The sequence below is a fragment of the Variovorax sp. AB1(2024) genome, assembly GCF_037482385.2.
In the GTDB taxonomy this organism is placed as follows: domain Bacteria; phylum Pseudomonadota; class Gammaproteobacteria; order Burkholderiales; family Burkholderiaceae_C; genus Variovorax.
Window position 1 is genome coordinate 1,939,633 of the sequence record NZ_JBBHKP020000001.1, and the last position, 17,168, is coordinate 1,956,800.

The 17,168-nt window shown below is 69.3% G+C and carries 14 protein-coding genes; 10 read left to right on the plus strand and 4 right to left on the minus strand.

The genetic code is table 11. The features are described 5' to 3' along the window. Positions 1-87: 87 nt before the first annotated feature. Complete coding sequence (locus WIX39_RS09090; RefSeq protein ID WP_172839755.1) at positions 88-858, plus strand: Crp/Fnr family transcriptional regulator; 771 nt, start codon at positions 88-90, stop codon at positions 856-858. Here the strand turns inward: WIX39_RS09090 and WIX39_RS09095 are convergent. After that, positions 842-1,789, minus strand: a complete 948-nt coding sequence (locus tag WIX39_RS09095; RefSeq protein WP_081265677.1) for a LysR family transcriptional regulator — start codon at positions 1,787-1,789, stop codon at positions 842-844. The genes WIX39_RS09090 and WIX39_RS09095 overlap by 17 nt on opposite strands. A gap of 130 nt (positions 1,790-1,919) precedes the next feature. On the opposite strand from WIX39_RS09095, the gene WIX39_RS09100 reads away from it, so the two are divergent. The 7 genes from WIX39_RS09100 to WIX39_RS09130 are packed head-to-tail and all read left to right on the plus strand — an operon-like array spanning position 1,920 to position 10,012. Then, positions 1,920-2,906, plus strand: a complete 987-nt coding sequence (locus tag WIX39_RS09100) for a tripartite tricarboxylate transporter substrate binding protein (RefSeq protein WP_081265678.1) — start codon at positions 1,920-1,922, stop codon at positions 2,904-2,906. Continuing rightward, positions 2,903-5,059, plus strand: coding sequence for an acetate--CoA ligase family protein (locus WIX39_RS09105; RefSeq protein WP_409194923.1), 2,157 nt, complete (start codon positions 2,903-2,905; stop codon positions 5,057-5,059). The genes WIX39_RS09100 and WIX39_RS09105 overlap by 4 nt, the downstream gene beginning before the upstream one ends. Positions 5,060-5,071: 12 nt before the next feature. Further along, positions 5,072-5,941: a MaoC/PaaZ C-terminal domain-containing protein gene (locus tag WIX39_RS09110; protein WP_409194924.1), complete on the plus strand. Its 870-nt coding sequence runs from the start codon at positions 5,072-5,074 to the stop codon at positions 5,939-5,941. Positions 5,942-5,978: 37 nt separating this feature from the next. Next, positions 5,979-6,728 (plus strand): SDR family NAD(P)-dependent oxidoreductase, encoded by a 750-nt coding sequence (locus tag WIX39_RS09115; protein ID WP_106935650.1) that lies wholly within the window; start codon positions 5,979-5,981, stop codon positions 6,726-6,728. Continuing rightward, positions 6,721-7,533 (plus strand): enoyl-CoA hydratase/isomerase family protein, encoded by an 813-nt coding sequence (locus WIX39_RS09120; RefSeq protein WP_081265682.1) that lies wholly within the window; start codon positions 6,721-6,723, stop codon positions 7,531-7,533. Before WIX39_RS09115 ends, WIX39_RS09120 begins: the two co-directional genes overlap by 8 nt. Positions 7,534-7,537: 4 nt before the next feature. After that, the gene (locus WIX39_RS09125) at positions 7,538-8,734 is read left to right on the plus strand and encodes an acetyl-CoA C-acetyltransferase (RefSeq protein ID WP_106935649.1); all 1,197 of its coding nucleotides are present in this window, start codon (positions 7,538-7,540) and stop codon (positions 8,732-8,734) included. Between the two features lie 15 nt (positions 8,735-8,749). Continuing rightward, the gene (locus WIX39_RS09130; RefSeq protein WP_106935648.1) at positions 8,750-10,012 is read left to right on the plus strand and encodes a CoA transferase; all 1,263 of its coding nucleotides are present in this window, start codon (positions 8,750-8,752) and stop codon (positions 10,010-10,012) included. A 16-nt stretch (positions 10,013-10,028) separates the two neighbouring features. On the opposite strand, the gene WIX39_RS09135 is transcribed toward WIX39_RS09130, so the two are convergent. Then, positions 10,029-10,883: a DUF6279 family lipoprotein gene (locus WIX39_RS09135; protein WP_409194925.1), complete on the minus strand. Its 855-nt coding sequence runs from the start codon at positions 10,881-10,883 to the stop codon at positions 10,029-10,031. 31 nt (positions 10,884-10,914) lie between these two features. Here WIX39_RS09135 and glmU point away from each other — a divergent pair, with 31 nt between their 5' ends. Beyond that, on the plus strand, positions 10,915-12,342 hold the full coding sequence (glmU, locus tag WIX39_RS09140) for a bifunctional UDP-N-acetylglucosamine diphosphorylase/glucosamine-1-phosphate N-acetyltransferase GlmU (RefSeq protein ID WP_409194926.1): 1,428 nt from the start codon (positions 10,915-10,917) through the stop codon (positions 12,340-12,342). A 9-nt stretch (positions 12,343-12,351) separates the two neighbouring features. On the opposite strand, the gene WIX39_RS09145 is transcribed toward glmU, so the two are convergent. Beyond that, complete coding sequence (locus tag WIX39_RS09145) at positions 12,352-12,846, minus strand: Lrp/AsnC family transcriptional regulator (protein WP_409194927.1); 495 nt, start codon at positions 12,844-12,846, stop codon at positions 12,352-12,354. 138 nt (positions 12,847-12,984) lie between these two features. Here WIX39_RS09145 and glmS point away from each other — a divergent pair, with 138 nt between their 5' ends. After that, positions 12,985-14,865, plus strand: a complete 1,881-nt coding sequence (gene glmS, locus WIX39_RS09150) for a glutamine--fructose-6-phosphate transaminase (isomerizing) (RefSeq protein ID WP_081268439.1) — start codon at positions 12,985-12,987, stop codon at positions 14,863-14,865. Between the two features lie 33 nt (positions 14,866-14,898). On the opposite strand, the gene WIX39_RS09155 is transcribed toward glmS, so the two are convergent. Then, positions 14,899-17,037: a TonB-dependent siderophore receptor gene (locus WIX39_RS09155; RefSeq protein WP_409194928.1), complete on the minus strand. Its 2,139-nt coding sequence runs from the start codon at positions 17,035-17,037 to the stop codon at positions 14,899-14,901. Positions 17,038-17,168: the final 131 nt, after the last annotated feature.

Below are 17,168 nucleotides of genomic sequence, written 5' to 3' on the forward strand. Positions count from 1 at the left end.
TTGTCAAGGGAGGGCGCTGCGCAGTCTAGTGACGCAAAAGACACCCTGAAATGTCAAAAGACACAGCCGGACGGCCTATAGTTAAGCGTGAAATTCGAGGACTACCCCGCCGCCGCAGCGCCGCCTCAAGGCGTCAATCCGTGCGACCAGTGCGCGTTGCGCCAGCTCGACGCCTTCCTTCCCGCCACCGACGAAGAACTCAAGACCATCCAGTCGTTCCGGGTCGGGGCCCGGCGCGTGGAGGCCGGAAGCTCGATCATCGAGGAGCATCGGCCCAGTTCGCAGCTCTTCACTCTCTATTCGGGCTGGGCCTTTCGCTACAAGACGCTGAGCGATGGCCGGCGGCAGATCCTGAGCTTTCTCCTGCCCGGCGACTTCATCGGCCTGCAGGACGAGTTCGCAGACGGCCAGACGCACGGCGTCGAGGCCGTCACCGATGTCACGCTGTGCGCCTTCTCGCGCGACCGGCTCTGGGGCCTGTTCCACGCCCAGCCCAAGCTCGGCTACGACATCACCTGGCTCGCCGCGCGCGAGGAAAAGATGGTGGACGACAACCTCGTCACCACCGGCCGGCGCAACGCCGGCGAGCGCGTGGCGATGCTGCTGATGCACCTGTACCGCCGCGCCGAGCGCGTGGGCATGGTGCGCGACGGCTGGGTCGAGTTTCCGTTCAACCAGCAGCACATCGCCGACGCGCTGGGGCTGTCGCTGGTGCACACCAACAAGACGATGCGCCGGCTGCAGCGCCTCGGGTTCTACAAGATCGACACCGGCTGGCTGCGCATCATGGAGCCGCATGCGCTGGAGACGCTGGGCGACTACTTCGAGCGGCCGATGCGGCCTACGCCGCTGATCTAGCGGCGGTACCCGCGGGTCCGGCGACAGGCGTCGCCATTCCTTCGTTCTTCTCGACGGTGATTTCCAGAAAGCGCTTCAGCGCCGGGTTTTCGGTGTTGGCCCGGTAGGCCAGCGCAATGCCGATGCGCGCGTCGTCCGGCAGGTCGAGGATCGGCCTGAACACCGCTCCCAGAGACCGTTGGTAAGGCGTGTTGGCAGCCGGCACCAGGGCCATTCCCAGGCCGCTGGCCACCAGTCCCAGCGCCGTCTGCACTTGGATGGCTTCCTGCGTGATGCGCGGCGCCACGCCCGCGCGCTGGAACACCAGGCTTACCGCCGCATGCAGCCCGCCGACGGGCGAGGGGGCGTAGCCGATGAAGGGTTGCCCCTCCAGCGCCGCCAGGGCCACGGCAGGCTTGCGCGCGAGCGCATGACCGCGCGGCAGCGCCAGGCAGAAGCGGTCTTCCTCGACCATCTGAAAGCGTAGCTCGGGCGGCCGGTTGGTGGGAACGCGCACGAAGCCCAGGTCGAGCGTGCCCGCCTCCACGCGGGAGAGCAGCTCCAGATTCGTGCCTTCCTTCAGGTCGAGGTGAACCGCGGGGTGGCGCAGCCGGAACGCCTGCACCAGCCGTGGCAGCAGGCGCAGCGTGACCGAACCGCTGAATCCGATGGCCAGCTTGCCCGACTCGCCCGCTACCGCGAGCTGCACCGCGGCCTTGATGTGCGTGGCCGCATCGAGGCATTCGCGCGCCGCCTTCAACGCCGCGTCGCCCGCGGCCGTGAGCTTCACGCCGCGTGAGCTGCGCACGAAGAGCAGCGTGCCCAGTTCTTCTTCCAGCTTGCGGATGGCCACCGACAGCGGCGGCTGCGCCATGTGCAGCCGTTCGGCCGCGACGCTGAAGCTGCCGGTTTCGGCGAGTGCCAGGAATTGGCGCAGTTGTCTCAGGTCCATCCATACACCCCGTATATAGGAGAGTCCATCAAAAGTATTGGATTGAATATAGCGTGGTCCCTACGATTCGGTCTCCATCACGGTGGCGCTGAGCGGTCAGCGGCACACCGTCCATCAGGAGACAAGACAAATGAACACCATCACACGCCGCGCCGCCGTGGGCTGCTGCATCGCATGGCTGGCCCTCGCCGGCATTTCCCCCGCCGTTCTGGCGCAGGGCGCTTACCCCAGCAAGTCCGTGAAGATCGTCGTGCCCTACCCGCCGGGCGGCACCAACGACAGCGTGGCGCGCCTGCTCGCGCAGCGCCTGGGCGAACGCATGGGCCAGCCGTTCATCGTCGAGAACAAGCCCGGCGCGTCGGGCAACCTGGGCGCCGAGCTGGTGGCGCGCTCGCCGGCCGACGGCTACACGCTGGTCCTGGTGACCATGGGGCACACCATCCACCCGTCGCTCTACAAGAACCTGCGCTACGACATCCGCACCGACCTGGCGCCCATCACCGAACTCACCAGCGGCCCGGCGCTGCTGATGGTGAATCCCGCTCTCGGCATCAACAGCGTGAAGGACCTGATCGCACGCGCCAAGGCCAGGCCCGGCGAGCTGAACTTCACGTCGGCGGGCAACGGCTCATCGACCCATCTGGCGACCGAGTACTTCGATTCGCAGGCCGGCATCAAGATGACGCACATCCCGTTCAACGGCAGCGCGCCGGCCATGATGGACGTGATCGCCGGCAACTCGCAGGTCGTCATGGACATGATGTATTCGGCCATGCCCCAGGTGAAGGGCGGCAAGCTCAAGGCCATTGCGCAGACCGGCGCGAAGCGCTCGCCCGCCTTGCCGGACGTGCCCACCGTGGCCGAGGCCGGCTTGCCGGGTTTCGAGGTGACCGTGTGGAACGGCCTGATGGCGCCGGCTGGCACGCCCAAAGACGTGATCGCCAGGCTCAACACCGAGATCCGCCACGAACTCGACAGCGCCGATTTCAAGGAACGCCTGGCCGCGCAGGGCTACGAGCCCGCGGGAAACACGCCCGAGCAGTTCGGCAAACTCATCGCTGCCGACATCGAACGCTGGTCGAAGGTGGTCAAGACCTCGGGCGCCAAGGCCGAATGAGCGCCGCCGACCAGATGCCCGGATCCCTTGCGGACATGCACGCCGATCTCGCGCTCGGCCGCCTGCTGAATCCCCGTTCCGTGGCCGTGATCGGCGCCTCCGACGATGCGTTGCGCATCGGGGGCAGGCCCATCGCCTACATGCGGTCGCAGGGCTTTTCGGGCCGGCTGATGCCGGTGAACCCGAACCGCACGCAGATACAGGGCCTGCCCGCCTTCGCCAGCGTGGCCGCACTGCCCGAGACGCCCGACGTGGCCATCGTGGCCGTGGCGGCGCACCTCGCGCCACAGGTGGTGGCCGACCTCGGCGCGCGCGGCACGCCCGCGGCCATCGTGTTCTCGGCCGGCTTCGCCGAGATGGGCGAGGACGGCGAGCGGCTGCAGCGGCGCATGGTGGAGGCGGCGCGCGCCCACGGCGTTCGGCTGCTCGGCCCCAATTCGCTGGGAGTGCTCAACCCGCGCATCGGCTTCTACGGCAGCTTCAGCTCGGTCGTGGAAATGGGCTTTCCGAAGCCCGGGCGCGTGGGCATCGCCAGCCAGTCGGGCGCCTATGGCAGCCACATCCTGGGCATTGCGCGCGAGTTCGGCATCGGCGTGTCGTCATGCGTCATGAGCGGCAATGAATGCGACATCAGCCTGGGCGACCTCGTGCAGGCCTTCGTGAACGACGGCGACACCGATGTGATCGCGGTGTATTCGGAAGGCATCCGCGACGGCGCGCGCCTGCTGGAAGCGCTCGAGGCGGCCCGGCTCGCCCGCAAGCCGGTCGTGATGATGAAGGTCGGCACCAGCGCCGTGGGCAGCGCAGCGGCGCAGTCGCACACCGCGTCCATCGCGGGCAACGACGCGGTGACCGATGCCGTGCTGGCCGAGTTCGGCGTGGTGCGGGCGCGCTCCACCGAGCACATGCTCGACGTGGCTCGCCTGGCCACGCGCCGCATCTACCCGGCCGACAACTCGCTGGGCGTGATCACCGTGAGCGGCGGCGCGGGCGTGATCGTGTCCGACGCGGCCGAACTCGCGGGCCTGCCGATGCCCGAGATGCCCGCCGCCGCGCAGCGGCACCTGAAGGCGCTGATCCCGTTCGCCGCGCCGCGCAATCCCGTGGACTGCACCGCGCAGTTCATGAACGACCTGAGCATTGCCGGGCGCTTTGCCGAGGCTGTGGTGGCCGAGGGCGGCTACCGGTCGGTGCTGGGCTTCTTCACCTACACGGTGGGTGCCGAGTCCATTGCCGATGGCCTGCGCGCGCAGCTCAAGGCCGTGCGCGACAAGCATCCGGACCGGCTCTTCGTGCTGTCGATCCTGGCGTCCAGGGAACGTGTGCAGCAGTACGAGGCCGACGGCTTCACCGTGTTCGAGGACCCGGCGCGCGCCGTGGTCGCCATCGAGGCCATGGGCCGTTTCGGCCGGGCTTTCGCGCGCCGGCCCGCGCAGGAGCCCCCGCGGGTGCCTGCGGTGGCATTGCCGGGCGCCACCCCCAGCGAAGCCGAGGCCAAGCGTGTGCTGGCCGAAGCCGGCATTGCCGTGGCGCCGGAGCGGGCCTGCGCGAACGCACGGGACGCGGTGGCCGCAGCCGAAGCGCTCGGCTTTCCGGTCGTGCTGAAGATCCTGTCGCCCGACATCGTGCACAAGTCTGAAATGGGTGGCGTGCTGCTGAACGTGGCGAACGCGGGCGCCGTGCGGGAGGGCTTCGCCCTGCTGATGGAACGCGCCGCCCTGGCCACGCCCGATGCGCGCATCGAAGGCGTTCTGGTCGCGAAGCAGCTGAGCGGCGGTGTCGAATGCATCCTGGGCATCCAGCGCGACCCGGTGTTCGGCCCAGTGGCCATGTTCGGCCTGGGCGGCATCTTCGTCGAGGTGATGAAGGACGTGGTGCTGCGCCGCTGCCCCTTTGGCGAGGACGTGGCAGAGCAGATGATCCGCGGCATTCAGGGCGCGCCGCTGCTGCTGGGCGCGCGCGGCAAGCCGGTGGCGGACGTGAAGGCGCTGGCCGCGATGCTCTCGCGCCTTTCTGTGTTCGCGCACCAGGCCGGCCCGCGCCTGCAGTCGATCGACCTGAACCCCGTGCTGGCCTTGCCGCAGGGGCAGGGCGCTTTCGCCGCCGATGCCGTGGTCGTGCTTTCGTCCGCGTCCGACCCGGCGCAGGGTTGACGGGAGCGTCGCATGGCTCTCGATGTGAAGCGCCTGCTCGCGCGTGAATTCGCACCGGTCGAGCACGCCTATGGCATGCGCGACACGCAGCTCTATGCGCTCGGCGTCGGCCTGGGCGCCGACCCGCTCGATGCCGGGCAGCTGCGCTATGTCTACGAACGCGCCGAAGGCGGGCTTCGGGCGCTGCCCACGCTGGTCAACGTGCTCGGCTACGGCGGCTTCTGGGCCGACCAGCCCGACACCGGCATCAACTGGCGCCAGCTCGTGCATGCCGAGCAGGCCTTCGTGCTGCAGCGTCCGCTGCCGGTCGAAGGCCGCGTGCTGGGCACGAACCGCGTCGCCGCGCTGCACGACAAGGGCGCCGGCAAGGGCGCGCTGATGCTGCAGGAGCGCCGCGTCACGGACGCAGCCAGCGGCGAGTTGCTGGCCAGCGTCAGCCAGACCAGCATGCTGCGCGCCGACGGCGGCTTCGGCGGAGCGCATGGCGCGCCGTTGGCGGCGCCGCACGCCATGCCGGCCCGGCCGCCCGACGCCGTCTGCGACTTGTCGACCTTGCCGCAAGCCGCGCTGCTCTACCGCCTGAGCGGCGACTTCAATCCCCTGCACGCCGACCCTGGCGTTGCGCTCGCCGCCGGTTTTCCAAGGCCGATCCTGCACGGCCTTGCCACGATGGGCATCGCGTTGCACGCGGTGCTCCGCACGCTGCTGGGCTACGACGCCTCGGCCGTGCGCGGCATGCGCGTGCGCTTCACGGCGCCGGTGCTGCCGGGCGAGACGCTGCGCACCGAACTCTGGCGCGACGGCTGCCTGGTGTCGCTGCGAACCACGGCACTGGAGCGCAACACCCTGGTGCTGAACGCGGGCCGCGTGGACCTGGCCTGAACCAACACCCCCCAAGCATCGAAGGAAAGAAACAAGCATGGACCTGCAGATCAAGGACAAAGTCGCCATCGTCACCGGCTCGGCGCGGGGCCTGGGCGCCGCCACCGCGCGCCGCCTGGCCGAGGAGGGCGCGAAGGTCGTCATCACCGACATCCTGCGCGAGCAGGCCGAAGCCACCGCCGCCGCGCTGCGCGACGACGGCCTGCAGGCGCATTGCATCGTCGCCGACATCACCAAGGGCGCCGAGGTGCAGGGCCTGGTGGACGAGGCCGTCGCGCACTTCGGCGGCTTGCACATCCTGGTCAACAACGCCGGCTTCCCGCGCGACCGCTACCTGGTGAAGATGAGCGAGGACGACTGGGACCTGGTGATGGAGGTGATGCTCAAGGGCGCCTTCCTCGCCAGCAAGGCCGTCATGCCGCGCTTCATCGAACAGGGCTGGGGCCGTGTCATCAACATCAGCTCGCGCGCGCATTTCGGCAATCCGACGCAGGCCAACTATTCGGCCGCGAAGGCCGGCCTGATCGGCATGGCCAAGGCGCTGGCCATCGAGGAGGGGCGCTACGGCATCACTGTGAATTGCGTTGCGCCGGGCTTCATGGAAACCGAGATGGTGCAGGCGCTGGCCACCTACGAAACCATCAAGGAGCGCGCGGTGGCCATGCAGCCGATCAAGCGCGTGGGCAAGCCCGCCGACATCGCGGACGCGGTGGCCTTCCTGGCTTCGGAGCGCGCCGGCTTCATCACCGGCGAGGTGCTTCACGTGACGGGCGGGCGCTATGGTTGAGATCGAGTGCGGCCCGGTGCGCTGCCGCATGCAGGGCGGCGTGGCCGTCCTGACGCTGGACAACCCGCCGCTCAACGTCGTGTTCCGCGGCCTCACCGAGGCGTTGGGCAGTGCGCTCGATGCCCTGGCGCGTGACGCCGACGTGCGCGCCGTGGTCCTGACCGGTGCCGGCACGCGCGCCTTCTGCGCAGGCTCGGACATCGCCGAGTTCCAGCCGTTGATGCAGCCCGGGCGCATCGGTCCGGAAAAGCTCGCGTTGCAGCAGGCGGTGTTCGCCCGGCTCGACGACTTTCCCAAGCCCACCGTGGCGGCCGTCAATGGCCTGGCCTTCGGCGGCGGGCTGGAGATCGCGGTGTGCTGCGACCTCATCGTGAGCGACGAGCGCGCGCGCTTCGCGCTGCCCGAGATCAAGCTGGGGGTGTTTCCCGGCAGCGGCGGGCCGGTGCGCGTCACCCGCCGCGTGGGCCAGGGCCGGGCCAAGGAGATGATGTTTCTCGGCGAACCCGTCGACGCGGCCACGGCGATGGCCTGGGGCCTCGTCGACCGCGTGGTGCCGCAGGGCACGGCGCTCGAGGCCGCTCTGGCGCTCGCCGCCACGCTCGCCGGCCGGCCGCCGCTGGCACTGGCGCTGTGCAAGCAGGCCATCGGCTTCAGCTTCGACATGCCGCGCGACGCGGCAATAGCGGCCGCGCTGCCGCTGTCCGAACGCGTCTTCACTTCGGCCGAATCGAGGGAAGGCGTGCGCGCCTTCCTTGCCAAGGAGGCGCCGGATTTTCCCAACGCACTGCATTCCGAGAAAGAGTGACACCATGAAACGCGCTGCCATCGTCTCCCCCCTCCGCACCCCCATCGGCGCCTTCGGCGGTTCGCTGCGCGGCGTGCCCGTGGAAGAACTCGGCGCCACGGTCGCGCGCGCCGTGATCGCCCGCACCGGGCTCGACCCCGCGCGCATCGAAGACGTGGTCTTCGCCCATTCCTACGCCAACGGCGAGGTGCCGTGCACCGGCCGCTGGGTGGCGCTTCAGGCTGGCTTTCCCGTCGAGGTGGCCGGCATGCAGCTCGACCGCCGCTGCGGCAGCGGCCTGCAGGCCATCGCCACCGCCGCGATGATGGTGCAGACCGGCGCCGCCGACGTGGTGATGGCCGGCGGCGTCGAGAGCATGAGCAATGTCGAGTACTACACCACCGACATGCGCTGGGGCAAGCGCGCGGGAACGGTCAAGTTTCACGACCGGCTCGAACGCGGGCGCGAGCGCTCGCAGCCCGAGTCGCGCTTCGGCCGCATCTCCGGAATGATCGAGACCGCCGAGAACCTGGCGCGCGACTACGCCATCACGCGCGAGGAGGCCGACGCCTTTGCGCTGCGCAGCCATCGGCGCGCGGCGGCGGCATGGGCGTCGGGCAAGTTCGCCGACGAGGTGGTGCCGGTGAGCGTGCCGCAACGCAAGGGCGAGGCGCTGGTGGTCGACCGCGACGAGGGCATCCGCGCCGACCTGAGGCTGGAGCAACTGGCCGGGCTCAAGCCGCTGGTCAAGGACGGCATCGTCACCGCGGGCAACGCCTGCCAGCAGAACGACGCCGCCGCCGCCTGCCTGATCGTGGCCGAGGACCGGCTCGAGGAACTCGGGCTCGCGCCGATCGGATACCTGCACAGCTGGGCCGCCGCAGGCTGCGAGCCTTCGCACATGGGCATCGGGCCTGTGCCCGCCGTGAAGAAGCTGTTCGGCCGCAACGGCCTGGGTTTCGACGACATGGGCCTGGTCGAGCTGAACGAGGCCTTCGCCTGCCAGGCACTGGCCTGCGCCAAGGGCTGGGGCTGGAACGACCCGGAGCGATTCAACGTCAACGGCTCGGGCATTTCGCTCGGTCATCCGGTGGGCGCGACCGGCGTGCGCATCATGACCTCGCTGCTGCACGAGATGCAACGGCGCGGCGTGCGCTATGGCCTGGAGACCATGTGCATCGGCGGCGGCCAGGGCCTGGCCGCGGTGTTCGAGCGCGCCTGAGCCGGAGCCGCGCGCATGACCTATCCCTTTCTCGGCCGGCTCCGGGTCATCGAGAGTTCGGCCTTCATCGCTGCGCCGCTGGCGGGCCTGACGCTCGCGCAGTTCGGCGCCGACGTGATCCGTGTCGACATGATCGGCGGCGGCATCGACTACGCGCGCATGCCCCGCATGCCGCACCCGCGTGGCCAGGGCCGCAGCCTCTACTGGACCGGGCTCAACAAGGGCAAGCGCTCGGTGGCGGTCGATCTGCGCCGGCCGGAAGGCCGCGAGCTGATCCAGGCGCTGGCCACCGCGCCGGGCCCGGATGCCGGCGTGCTGCTGACCAACATCGGCACGCCCTGGCTGGCCCACGAGATGCTGGCCGCGCGGCGCCCCGACCTGATCAGCTGCACCATCCAGGGCAATGGCGACGGCAGCACGGCGGTCGACTACACGGTGAACTGCGCCACCGGCTATCCCGCCGTCACGGGCGGCGGCTCGCGCGAGCATCCGGTCAATCATGTGCTGCCCGCCTGGGACATCGCGTGCGCGTACCAGGCGGCCTTCGCGGTGCTTGCCGCGGTCGACCATCGGCGCCGCGGCGGGCAGGGCGCCGAACTCAAGCTGGCACTCTCGGACATGGCCTTCGGCATGCTGTCGCACCTCGGCGTGCTGGCCGAAGCGGAGCTGCTGGGGCAGGAGCGGCCTTCCATCGGCAACCATCTCTACGGTGCCTTCGGGCGCGACTTCGGAACCGCGGACGGCGGCCGCATCATGGTGGCGGCAATCTCCGCCGGCCAATGGAAGGCGCTGGTGGCGTGCTGCGGCATCGCGGAACCCGTCGACGCGCTGCAGCAACGTCTTGGCCTCGACTTTGCAGACGAGGCGCAGCGCTTCGAGGCGCGCGACGCCATCGCGGAACTGGTCGAGCCCTGGTTCGCCGCTCGTACGCAGCAGGCGGCGGAAGCGGCGCTCGAACAGTACAAGGTCTGTTGGGGCCGCTACGGCACGGTGTGCGAAGCGCTGGCGGGAGATGCACGCGCGAGCCTGGCCAACCCGGTGTTCGAGCGCATCGACACCCCCGGCATCGGCGCCCACCTCGCGGCGGGTGCGGCGGTGCGTGCAACTTGCATGGAACGCGAAGCCACGTCGCCGGCCGCGCTGCTCGGTACCCATACCGACGAGGTGCTGCATGAAGTACTGGGCCTGAGCGGCGCAGCCATCGGGCGGCTGCACGACGCACGCCTCGTGGCTGGACCGCAGCGCGATCCGACGGTGGCGGACCCGGTCGCTCCCTAGGGGCCGCCCGGCGCCTTCAGCGCGCCGCCACCAGTTGGCGCAGATCCTCCTGGTAGGCCTGCAGCCGGCGCACCGCCTGTGCGCGCTGGCTGGCGGTCGTGCCGTTGTGCAGTGCGGCGGTGTTGCGGCAGCCTTCTTCCAGCAGCGCCTGCTGCTGGTCGCGCCAGCGGCCGGGCGGCGGCTCGGCGACGCGCTGGATGTAGGCGTGAAGCGCGGCGCGCGCCTCGGCCGGCGTGGGCTTGTCGGCGACGAAGCCGCGCAGCAGCGCCAGCGCTTCCTGCTGGCGCTGGCGGCGTTCGGCGTCCGCCAGCTTCGGGTCGAACACCGACTGCGCGACCTGCTGCCTGAGCAACTCGCGCTGCTCGGTGCTCAGGCGGCCGTAGAAGTCCTCGGTGCGGTCGAGGAACTGGTCGTAGCGCTTTTCCTGCACCTGGGCCGGCGTGCGGTCGAGCCATTCCTTGCGATAGGTGGCGTTGTTCTTGGCGTATTTGCGTTCCAGCTGCTGCAGCTGGGCGGCCGTCAGGCTCAGCGCGAGCTGGGCGCCGGCGGTTTCCGCATGGTCGGTCACGGCCAGCAGGCGCTCGCGGATGCGGTCGGCCATGATGCAGACCTGCGCCGGCGTCACCTCGCCGGGCGCCAGCGCCTGTGCTTCCTGCAGCAGCGAGGCGATGCGCGGCAGCTCGTTCTGCCGGTGCCAGTCCAGCAGCTGGGCGAGTTCGTCGCGCACCTTCGGGGCCTGCTCGCTGTCGAAATCGAGGTAGCCGTCCAGCCACCAGTAGCTCACGGTGGGCAGGTTGTTGTAGGCCAGCCGGATCGCGCTGCAGGCCCCCAGCGCGGCGGCCAGGAGCAGCACGCCGATAATCCGCGCCATTGCCGCGCAACGAAATCGGGAAGAAAAACGCATGAATCAGACTCCGCAACAACACACGCCGGGACCGGTCGACATCGTCATCATGGCCGCCGGCAAGGGCACGCGCATGAAGAGCAGGCTGCCCAAAGTGTTGCATCGATTGGCCGGCCGCGCACTGCTGGCGCATGTGACGGGCACCGCCGGGCGCATCGGCGCGCGCGATGTGGTGGTGGTCACGGGCCACGGCGCCGCCGAGGTCGAGGCGGCCATGGCAGGCGGCATTGCCGGCGCCACGCTGCGTTTCGCGCGCCAGGAGCCGCAGCTGGGCACCGGCCACGCGGTGCTGCAGGCGGCGCCGCTGCTGCCCGACGACGGCACGGTGGTCGTGCTGTCGGGCGACGTGCCGCTCATCGGCGAAGAGACGCTGCGCGCGCTGGTGGCGGCCAGCGCGGGCGGCAAGCTGGCGCTGCTGACCATCGAATTCGACGACCCCACCGGCTACGGCCGCGTGATCCGCTCGGCCGCCGCCGGCGACGTGACCGCCGTGGTGGAGCACAAGGACGCCACCGAGGCCCAGCGCGCCGTGCGCGAGATCTACAGCGGCGTGATGGCCGTGCCGGCACGGCTGCTCAAGGGCTGGCTCGCGCGGCTGGACAACAAGAACGCCCAGGGCGAGTACTACCTGACCGACGTCGTGAAGCTCGCGGCCGCCGACGGCGTGCCCGTGGTCGCGCACGTCACCACCGACGCGCTGCAGGTGGCCGGCATCAACAGCCCGGCACAGCTCGCCGCGCTGGAGCGCGCCTGGCAGCTGCGCCAGGCCCAAGCGCTGATGGAGCAGGGCGTGCGCCTGGCCGACCCGGCGCGCTTCGACCTGCGCGGCACGCTCGAGTGCGCCGGCGATGTGGAGATCGACGTCAACTGCATCTTCGAGGGCGCCGTGTCGCTGGGCGAGGGCGTGCGCATCGGTGCCAACTGCGTCATTGCCAATGCGCGCATCGAGGCCGGCGCGGTGATCCACCCGTTCACGCACATCGAAGGCGAGAAGGCCGGCGTGAGCGTGGGCGCGGGCGCGCTCATCGGCCCGTTCGCGCGGCTGCGGCCCGGCGCGCAACTGGGCGCGGAGGTGCACATCGGCAACTTCGTCGAGGTCAAGAACTCCACGCTGGCCGCCGGCGCCAAGGCCAACCACCTGGCCTACTTGGGCGACGCCACCGTGGGCGAGCGCGTCAATTACGGGGCGGGTTCCATCACGGCCAACTACGACGGCGCCAACAAGCACCGCACCGTGATCGGCGACGACGTGCACGTGGGCAGCAACTGCGTGCTGGTCGCGCCCATCACCCTGGGCGCGGGCGGCACCATCGGCGGCGGCTCGACCATCAACAAGTCGACCGAGCCCGGGGCGCTGACCGTCTCGCGCGCCAAGCAGGTCAGCTTTCCCAACTGGAAGCGTCCGCAGAAGAAGCCGAAGGCCTGAGGACGGCCTTCAGGCCCCGGGTGCCGACAGCGGCAGCCGGGGCTCGAACTTGGCGCGCTTGAGGCTGAAGAAAGCCTTGACGTTGCGCACGTTCGCATCGGCCGTGAACAGGCGCTGCGCGAGCGCGCCGTAGTCCGGCATGTCGCGCGCCGCGACGATCAGCACAAAGTCGGGGCCGGGCGACACGCGCCAGCACTGCTGCACCGCGTCGTCTGCGATCACGCGCGCCTCGAAGGCGTCGAGCGAGCCTGCGTCCTGCCTGTCGAGCGAAATCTCGACCACCGCCTGCAGGCCGTGACCCAGCACCGTGGCCAGCCGGTCGGGCGACAGCAGCGCGACCTGGCGCTCGATGAGGCCTTCTTCTCGCAGCCGCTGCACGCGGCGCAGGCAGGTGGGCGGGGAGATGCCGACGTTGGCGGCCAGGCGCTGGTTGGTCTGCGAGGCGTCGCGCTGCAGGGCGTCGAGCAGGCGCAGGTCGGTTGAATCGAGGGTGATTGATTCCATATTCAATCGAATTATGGAATAAATATTCAAATAGCTGAAAGAGAGAAATAAAAGTCCGAAATCAGATGAATTTCGAATGCATATTTCTTGGATGTCTTCCTACCATCGAGCCTCTTCTTCATTCAAAGGCAGATCACCATGTGCGGCATCGTCGGGGCAGCGTCCCATCGCAACATCGTTCCGGTCCTGGTACAGGGCCTTCAGCGGCTCGAGTACCGCGGCTATGACTCGTGCGGCGTGGCGGTGCATGCCGGCGGCCTGACGCGGGCGCGCACCACCTCGCGCGTGGCCGACCTCGTGGCGCAGGTGCGCGACGACAAGGTCGAAGGCCTCACCGGCATCGCCCACACACGCTGGGCCACCCACGGCGCGCCGGTCGTGCACAACGCGCATCCGCACTTCAGCCACGGCCCCGGCGCCGGTGCGCAGGGCGCGCGCCCGGGCCGCATCGCGCTGGTGCACAACGGCATCATCGAGAACCACGAGCCGCTGCGCGCCGCGCTCGAAGCCAAGGGCTATGTGTTCGAGAGCCAGACCGACACCGAAGTCATCGCCCACCTGGTCGACAGCCTCTACGACGGCGACCTGTTCGAAGCCGTCAAGGCCACGGTACTGCAGCTGCACGGCGCCTACGCCATTGCCGTGATCTGCCGCGACGAGCCGCATCGCGTGGTCGGCGCGCGCGCAGGCTCGCCGCTGATCCTGGGCGCCGGCAAGGACGGCGCGGAGAACTTCCTCGCGAGCGACGCGATGGCCCTGGCCGGCGTGACCGACCAGATCGTGTACCTGGAAGAAGGCGACGTGGTCGACTTGCAGCCCGGCAAGTACTGGATCGTCGACAGGAACCACAAGCCGGTGACGCGCCAGGTGCGCACCGTGCTCGCCCACAGCGGCGCGGCCGAACTGGGCCCCTACCGCCACTACATGCAGAAGGAAATCTTCGAGCAGCCGCGCGCCATCGGCGACACGCTCGAGGGAGTGGAAGGCATCGTGCCCGAGCTGTTCGACGGCATCGGGCAGGACGGCGCCACCGGAGCCAGCGCGCACCGCGTGTTCCAGGACATCGACAAGATCCTCATCCTCGCCTGCGGCACCAGCTACTACAGCGGCTGCACCGCCAAGTACTGGCTCGAGAGCATCGCGAAGATCTCCACGCAGGTCGAGATCGCGAGCGAGTACCGCTACCGCGACTCCGTGCCCGACCCCAGGACGCTGGTCGTCACCATCAGCCAGTCGGGCGAAACGGCAGACACGCTGGCCGCGCTGAAGCATGCGCGCTCGCTGGGCATGGAGCAGACGCTGACCATCTGCAACGTCGCCACCAGCGCGATGGTGCGCGAGTGCAAGCTGGCGTACATCACGCGCGCCGGCGTGGAAATCGGCGTGGCGTCGACCAAGGCCTTCACCACGCAACTCGCCGGCCTGTTCCTGCTGACGCTCGCCATCGCGCAAAGCAAGGGCCACCTGAGCGAAGCCGACGAGGCGCGCTATCTGAAGGAAATGCGCCACCTGCCCGTCGCGCTGCAGTCGGTGCTGGCGCTGGAGCCGCAGATCATCGGCTGGGCCGAAGACTTCGCGCGCAAGGACCACGCGCTGTTCCTGGGCCGCGGGCTGCACTACCCGATCGCGCTCGAAGGCGCGCTCAAGCTCAAGGAAGTGACTTACATCCACGCCGAGGCCTACGCCGCCGGCGAACTCAAGCACGGCCCGCTCGCGCTGGTGACGAGCGAAATGCCCGTGGTGGCCGTGGCGCCCAACGACGCGCTGCTCGAAAAGCTCAAGAGCAACCTGCAGGAAGTGCGCGCGCGCGGCGGCGTGCTCTACGTGCTGGCCGACGGCGACACGAAGATCACCAGCAGCGAAGGGCTGCACGTGATCCGCATGCCCGAGCACTACGGCGCGCTCTCGCCGATCCTGCACGTGGTGCCGCTGCAGCTGCTGGCGTATCACACGGCGGGTGCGCGGGGCACCGACGTGGACAAGCCGCGCAACCTGGCGAAGAGCGTGACGGTGGAGTGAGGCTGCGGGCTGCGGTGCCGTCGTCGCAGCCCGTCAGAACTTCGCCTGCAGGCCCGCCACCACTTGCCGGCCCAGTCCGGGCAGCACCGTCAGGTTGTTCCACGAAGCGACGTAGAAGGTCTTGTCGAACAGGTTGTTGACATCGAGGGTGACCCGAACGCGCGGATTGACCTGCCAGTAGGCCGTCAGGCGCACCGTCGTGTAGGCAGGCAGGCGGTAGGTGTCGGTCGCGTTGCCGGTGCGCTCACCCACATGCACCAGTCCACCGCCGATGCCGTAGCGGCCGTCGAGCAGCCTGTCTTCACGGATGGCGAACAGGCCGCCGCTCACGCGCGGAATGTTGGCCAGCCGACGGCCGAGCATGGCGGGGTTGTTGTCGCGCGTGACCTCGGTGTCGGTATAGGCGAGGTTGCCGGTCAGGCGCCAGTGCGCATCGAGCTGGCCGGCAACGTCGGCCTCGATGCCGCGGCTGCGCGCCTGGCCGGCGGCCACGTTGAAGTTGGCGTTGGTCGGGCTGCGGGTGAGCACGTTGCTCTTGCGGATGTCGAACACCGCCATCGTGGCGGTCAGCCGCTCGTCGGCCGACAGCCATTTGGCGCCGGCTTCCAGCGCGCGGCCCGATTGCGGCGCGAACGCTTTGCCGTTCTCGTCTCCGCCCGAATTGGGCTTGAAGGACTTGCCGGCGCTGGCATAGAAGGACAGCCGGTCGCTCACGAGGTAGGTGATGCCCACGCGCGGCGAAGTGGCCGAATGGCTCTGGGCGGTGGACTTGCGTGCCAGCAGGTCGTCGTAGTCCTGGTGGAAGCGGTCGAAGCGCACGCCGGCCAGCAGCTTCCATTGCGGCGACAGGTCGATCTGATCCTGCACGAAGACGCCGGTGGCGCGCTGGTCGTCGCGCGTGTTGAACAGGGGCGAGAGCGGCGCCGTGCGGGCCTGGCCGTAGAGCGGCTGGTAGATATCGATCGCATATGGCGCCCTGGCCACGCTCGAATATTCGCCGTACTGACCCATGAAGAGCCGCCAGGACTCCACGCCCGCCAGCAGCGTGTGGCCGATGCCGCCCGTGCTGAACTTGCCCTCGACCTCGGCCTGCACCGACGTGTCGCGCGACGGCAGGCTGCGCCAGCTGTCCCGTCGATTGAGGGTGCGGCTGTCGGCGCGCAGCGTGCTGTTGAGGTCGACCGCGTCGCCGAAGTAGCGGGTCTCGCGGTACGACGTGCCGACCCGGGCGCGCCAGCCCTGGCCCAGCTCGCGGTCCACCGTCAGCTGATGGGTGTCGCCCTCGATGTGCATGTTGTCCCGGTCGGGCTCGCCCAGGAAGCGGTCGCGCGGAAGAACGCCGACATTGCCGTTGATCTGGATCAGGCCGCGGTCGAGCGGCGCGCGGATGCGGACGAGTTCGGCTTCGTACTGCACCACCGTGCGGCTGTCGGGAGTCCAGGTGAGCGCCGGTGCCAGTACCTGCTTGCGGCTGTCGATCAAGCTGCTGCGGCTGGCGCCGTCCTCGGCCACCGCATTGAGCCGATAGGCGAAGCTGCTGCCCAGCGGGCCGGTGGTGTCCAGCGTCGTGCGACGGAAGCCCAGCGTGCCGAACTCCACGCCGACGTTGTGCGCGGCGGTGAATTGCGGCTTCTTGGTCACGATGTTGATGGTTCCGCCGGGCTCGCTGCTGCCGTAGAGCGCCGCGGCCGGGCCCTTGAGGAATTCGACGCGTTCGACGCTCGCCACGTCGCGCTGCGGTCCATAGCCCCGCCCCGAGGGGAAGCCGTTCAGCAGCGAGCCGCCTTCGGTGTTGCTGAAGCCCCGGATCGCGAAGTTGTCCCAGGTGCCGCCGAAGTCGTTGAGCCGCGCGATGCCGCTGACGTAGTCGATGGTGTCGCCCAGCCGTGTCGCGCCCAGGTCTTCGATCAACTGGCGCGGCACCACCCGCACCGCCTGCGGCACTTCGATCAGCGGGGTCTCGGTGCGCGTTGCCGCGGTGCCGCCGCGCGGGCCTGCATAGCCGGAAGCCGCGCCCTCCGACTGGTCGTGGATCTCGGTCGTCTTGAGCGTGTTGGCGGAGCCGGCATCCGGCGCCTGCTGCGCGAGCAGTTCGGTGACAGGGGACAGCGCCAGCAGGGCGGCAAAAGCACGCGCGAAAGGAAGAGGAGAAGAAGAAGTTGGAAAAATCACGGGAAAGTTGCGCTGTGAGAGGGCCGATGGCCGGGCGACAGGAGAAGCCCGGGTCGCGACGTCGAAACAACGCCGCGAAGGGTCGTGATGATAATGAATCTCATTTGTGAATTCCTGTTATCAAGACGCCT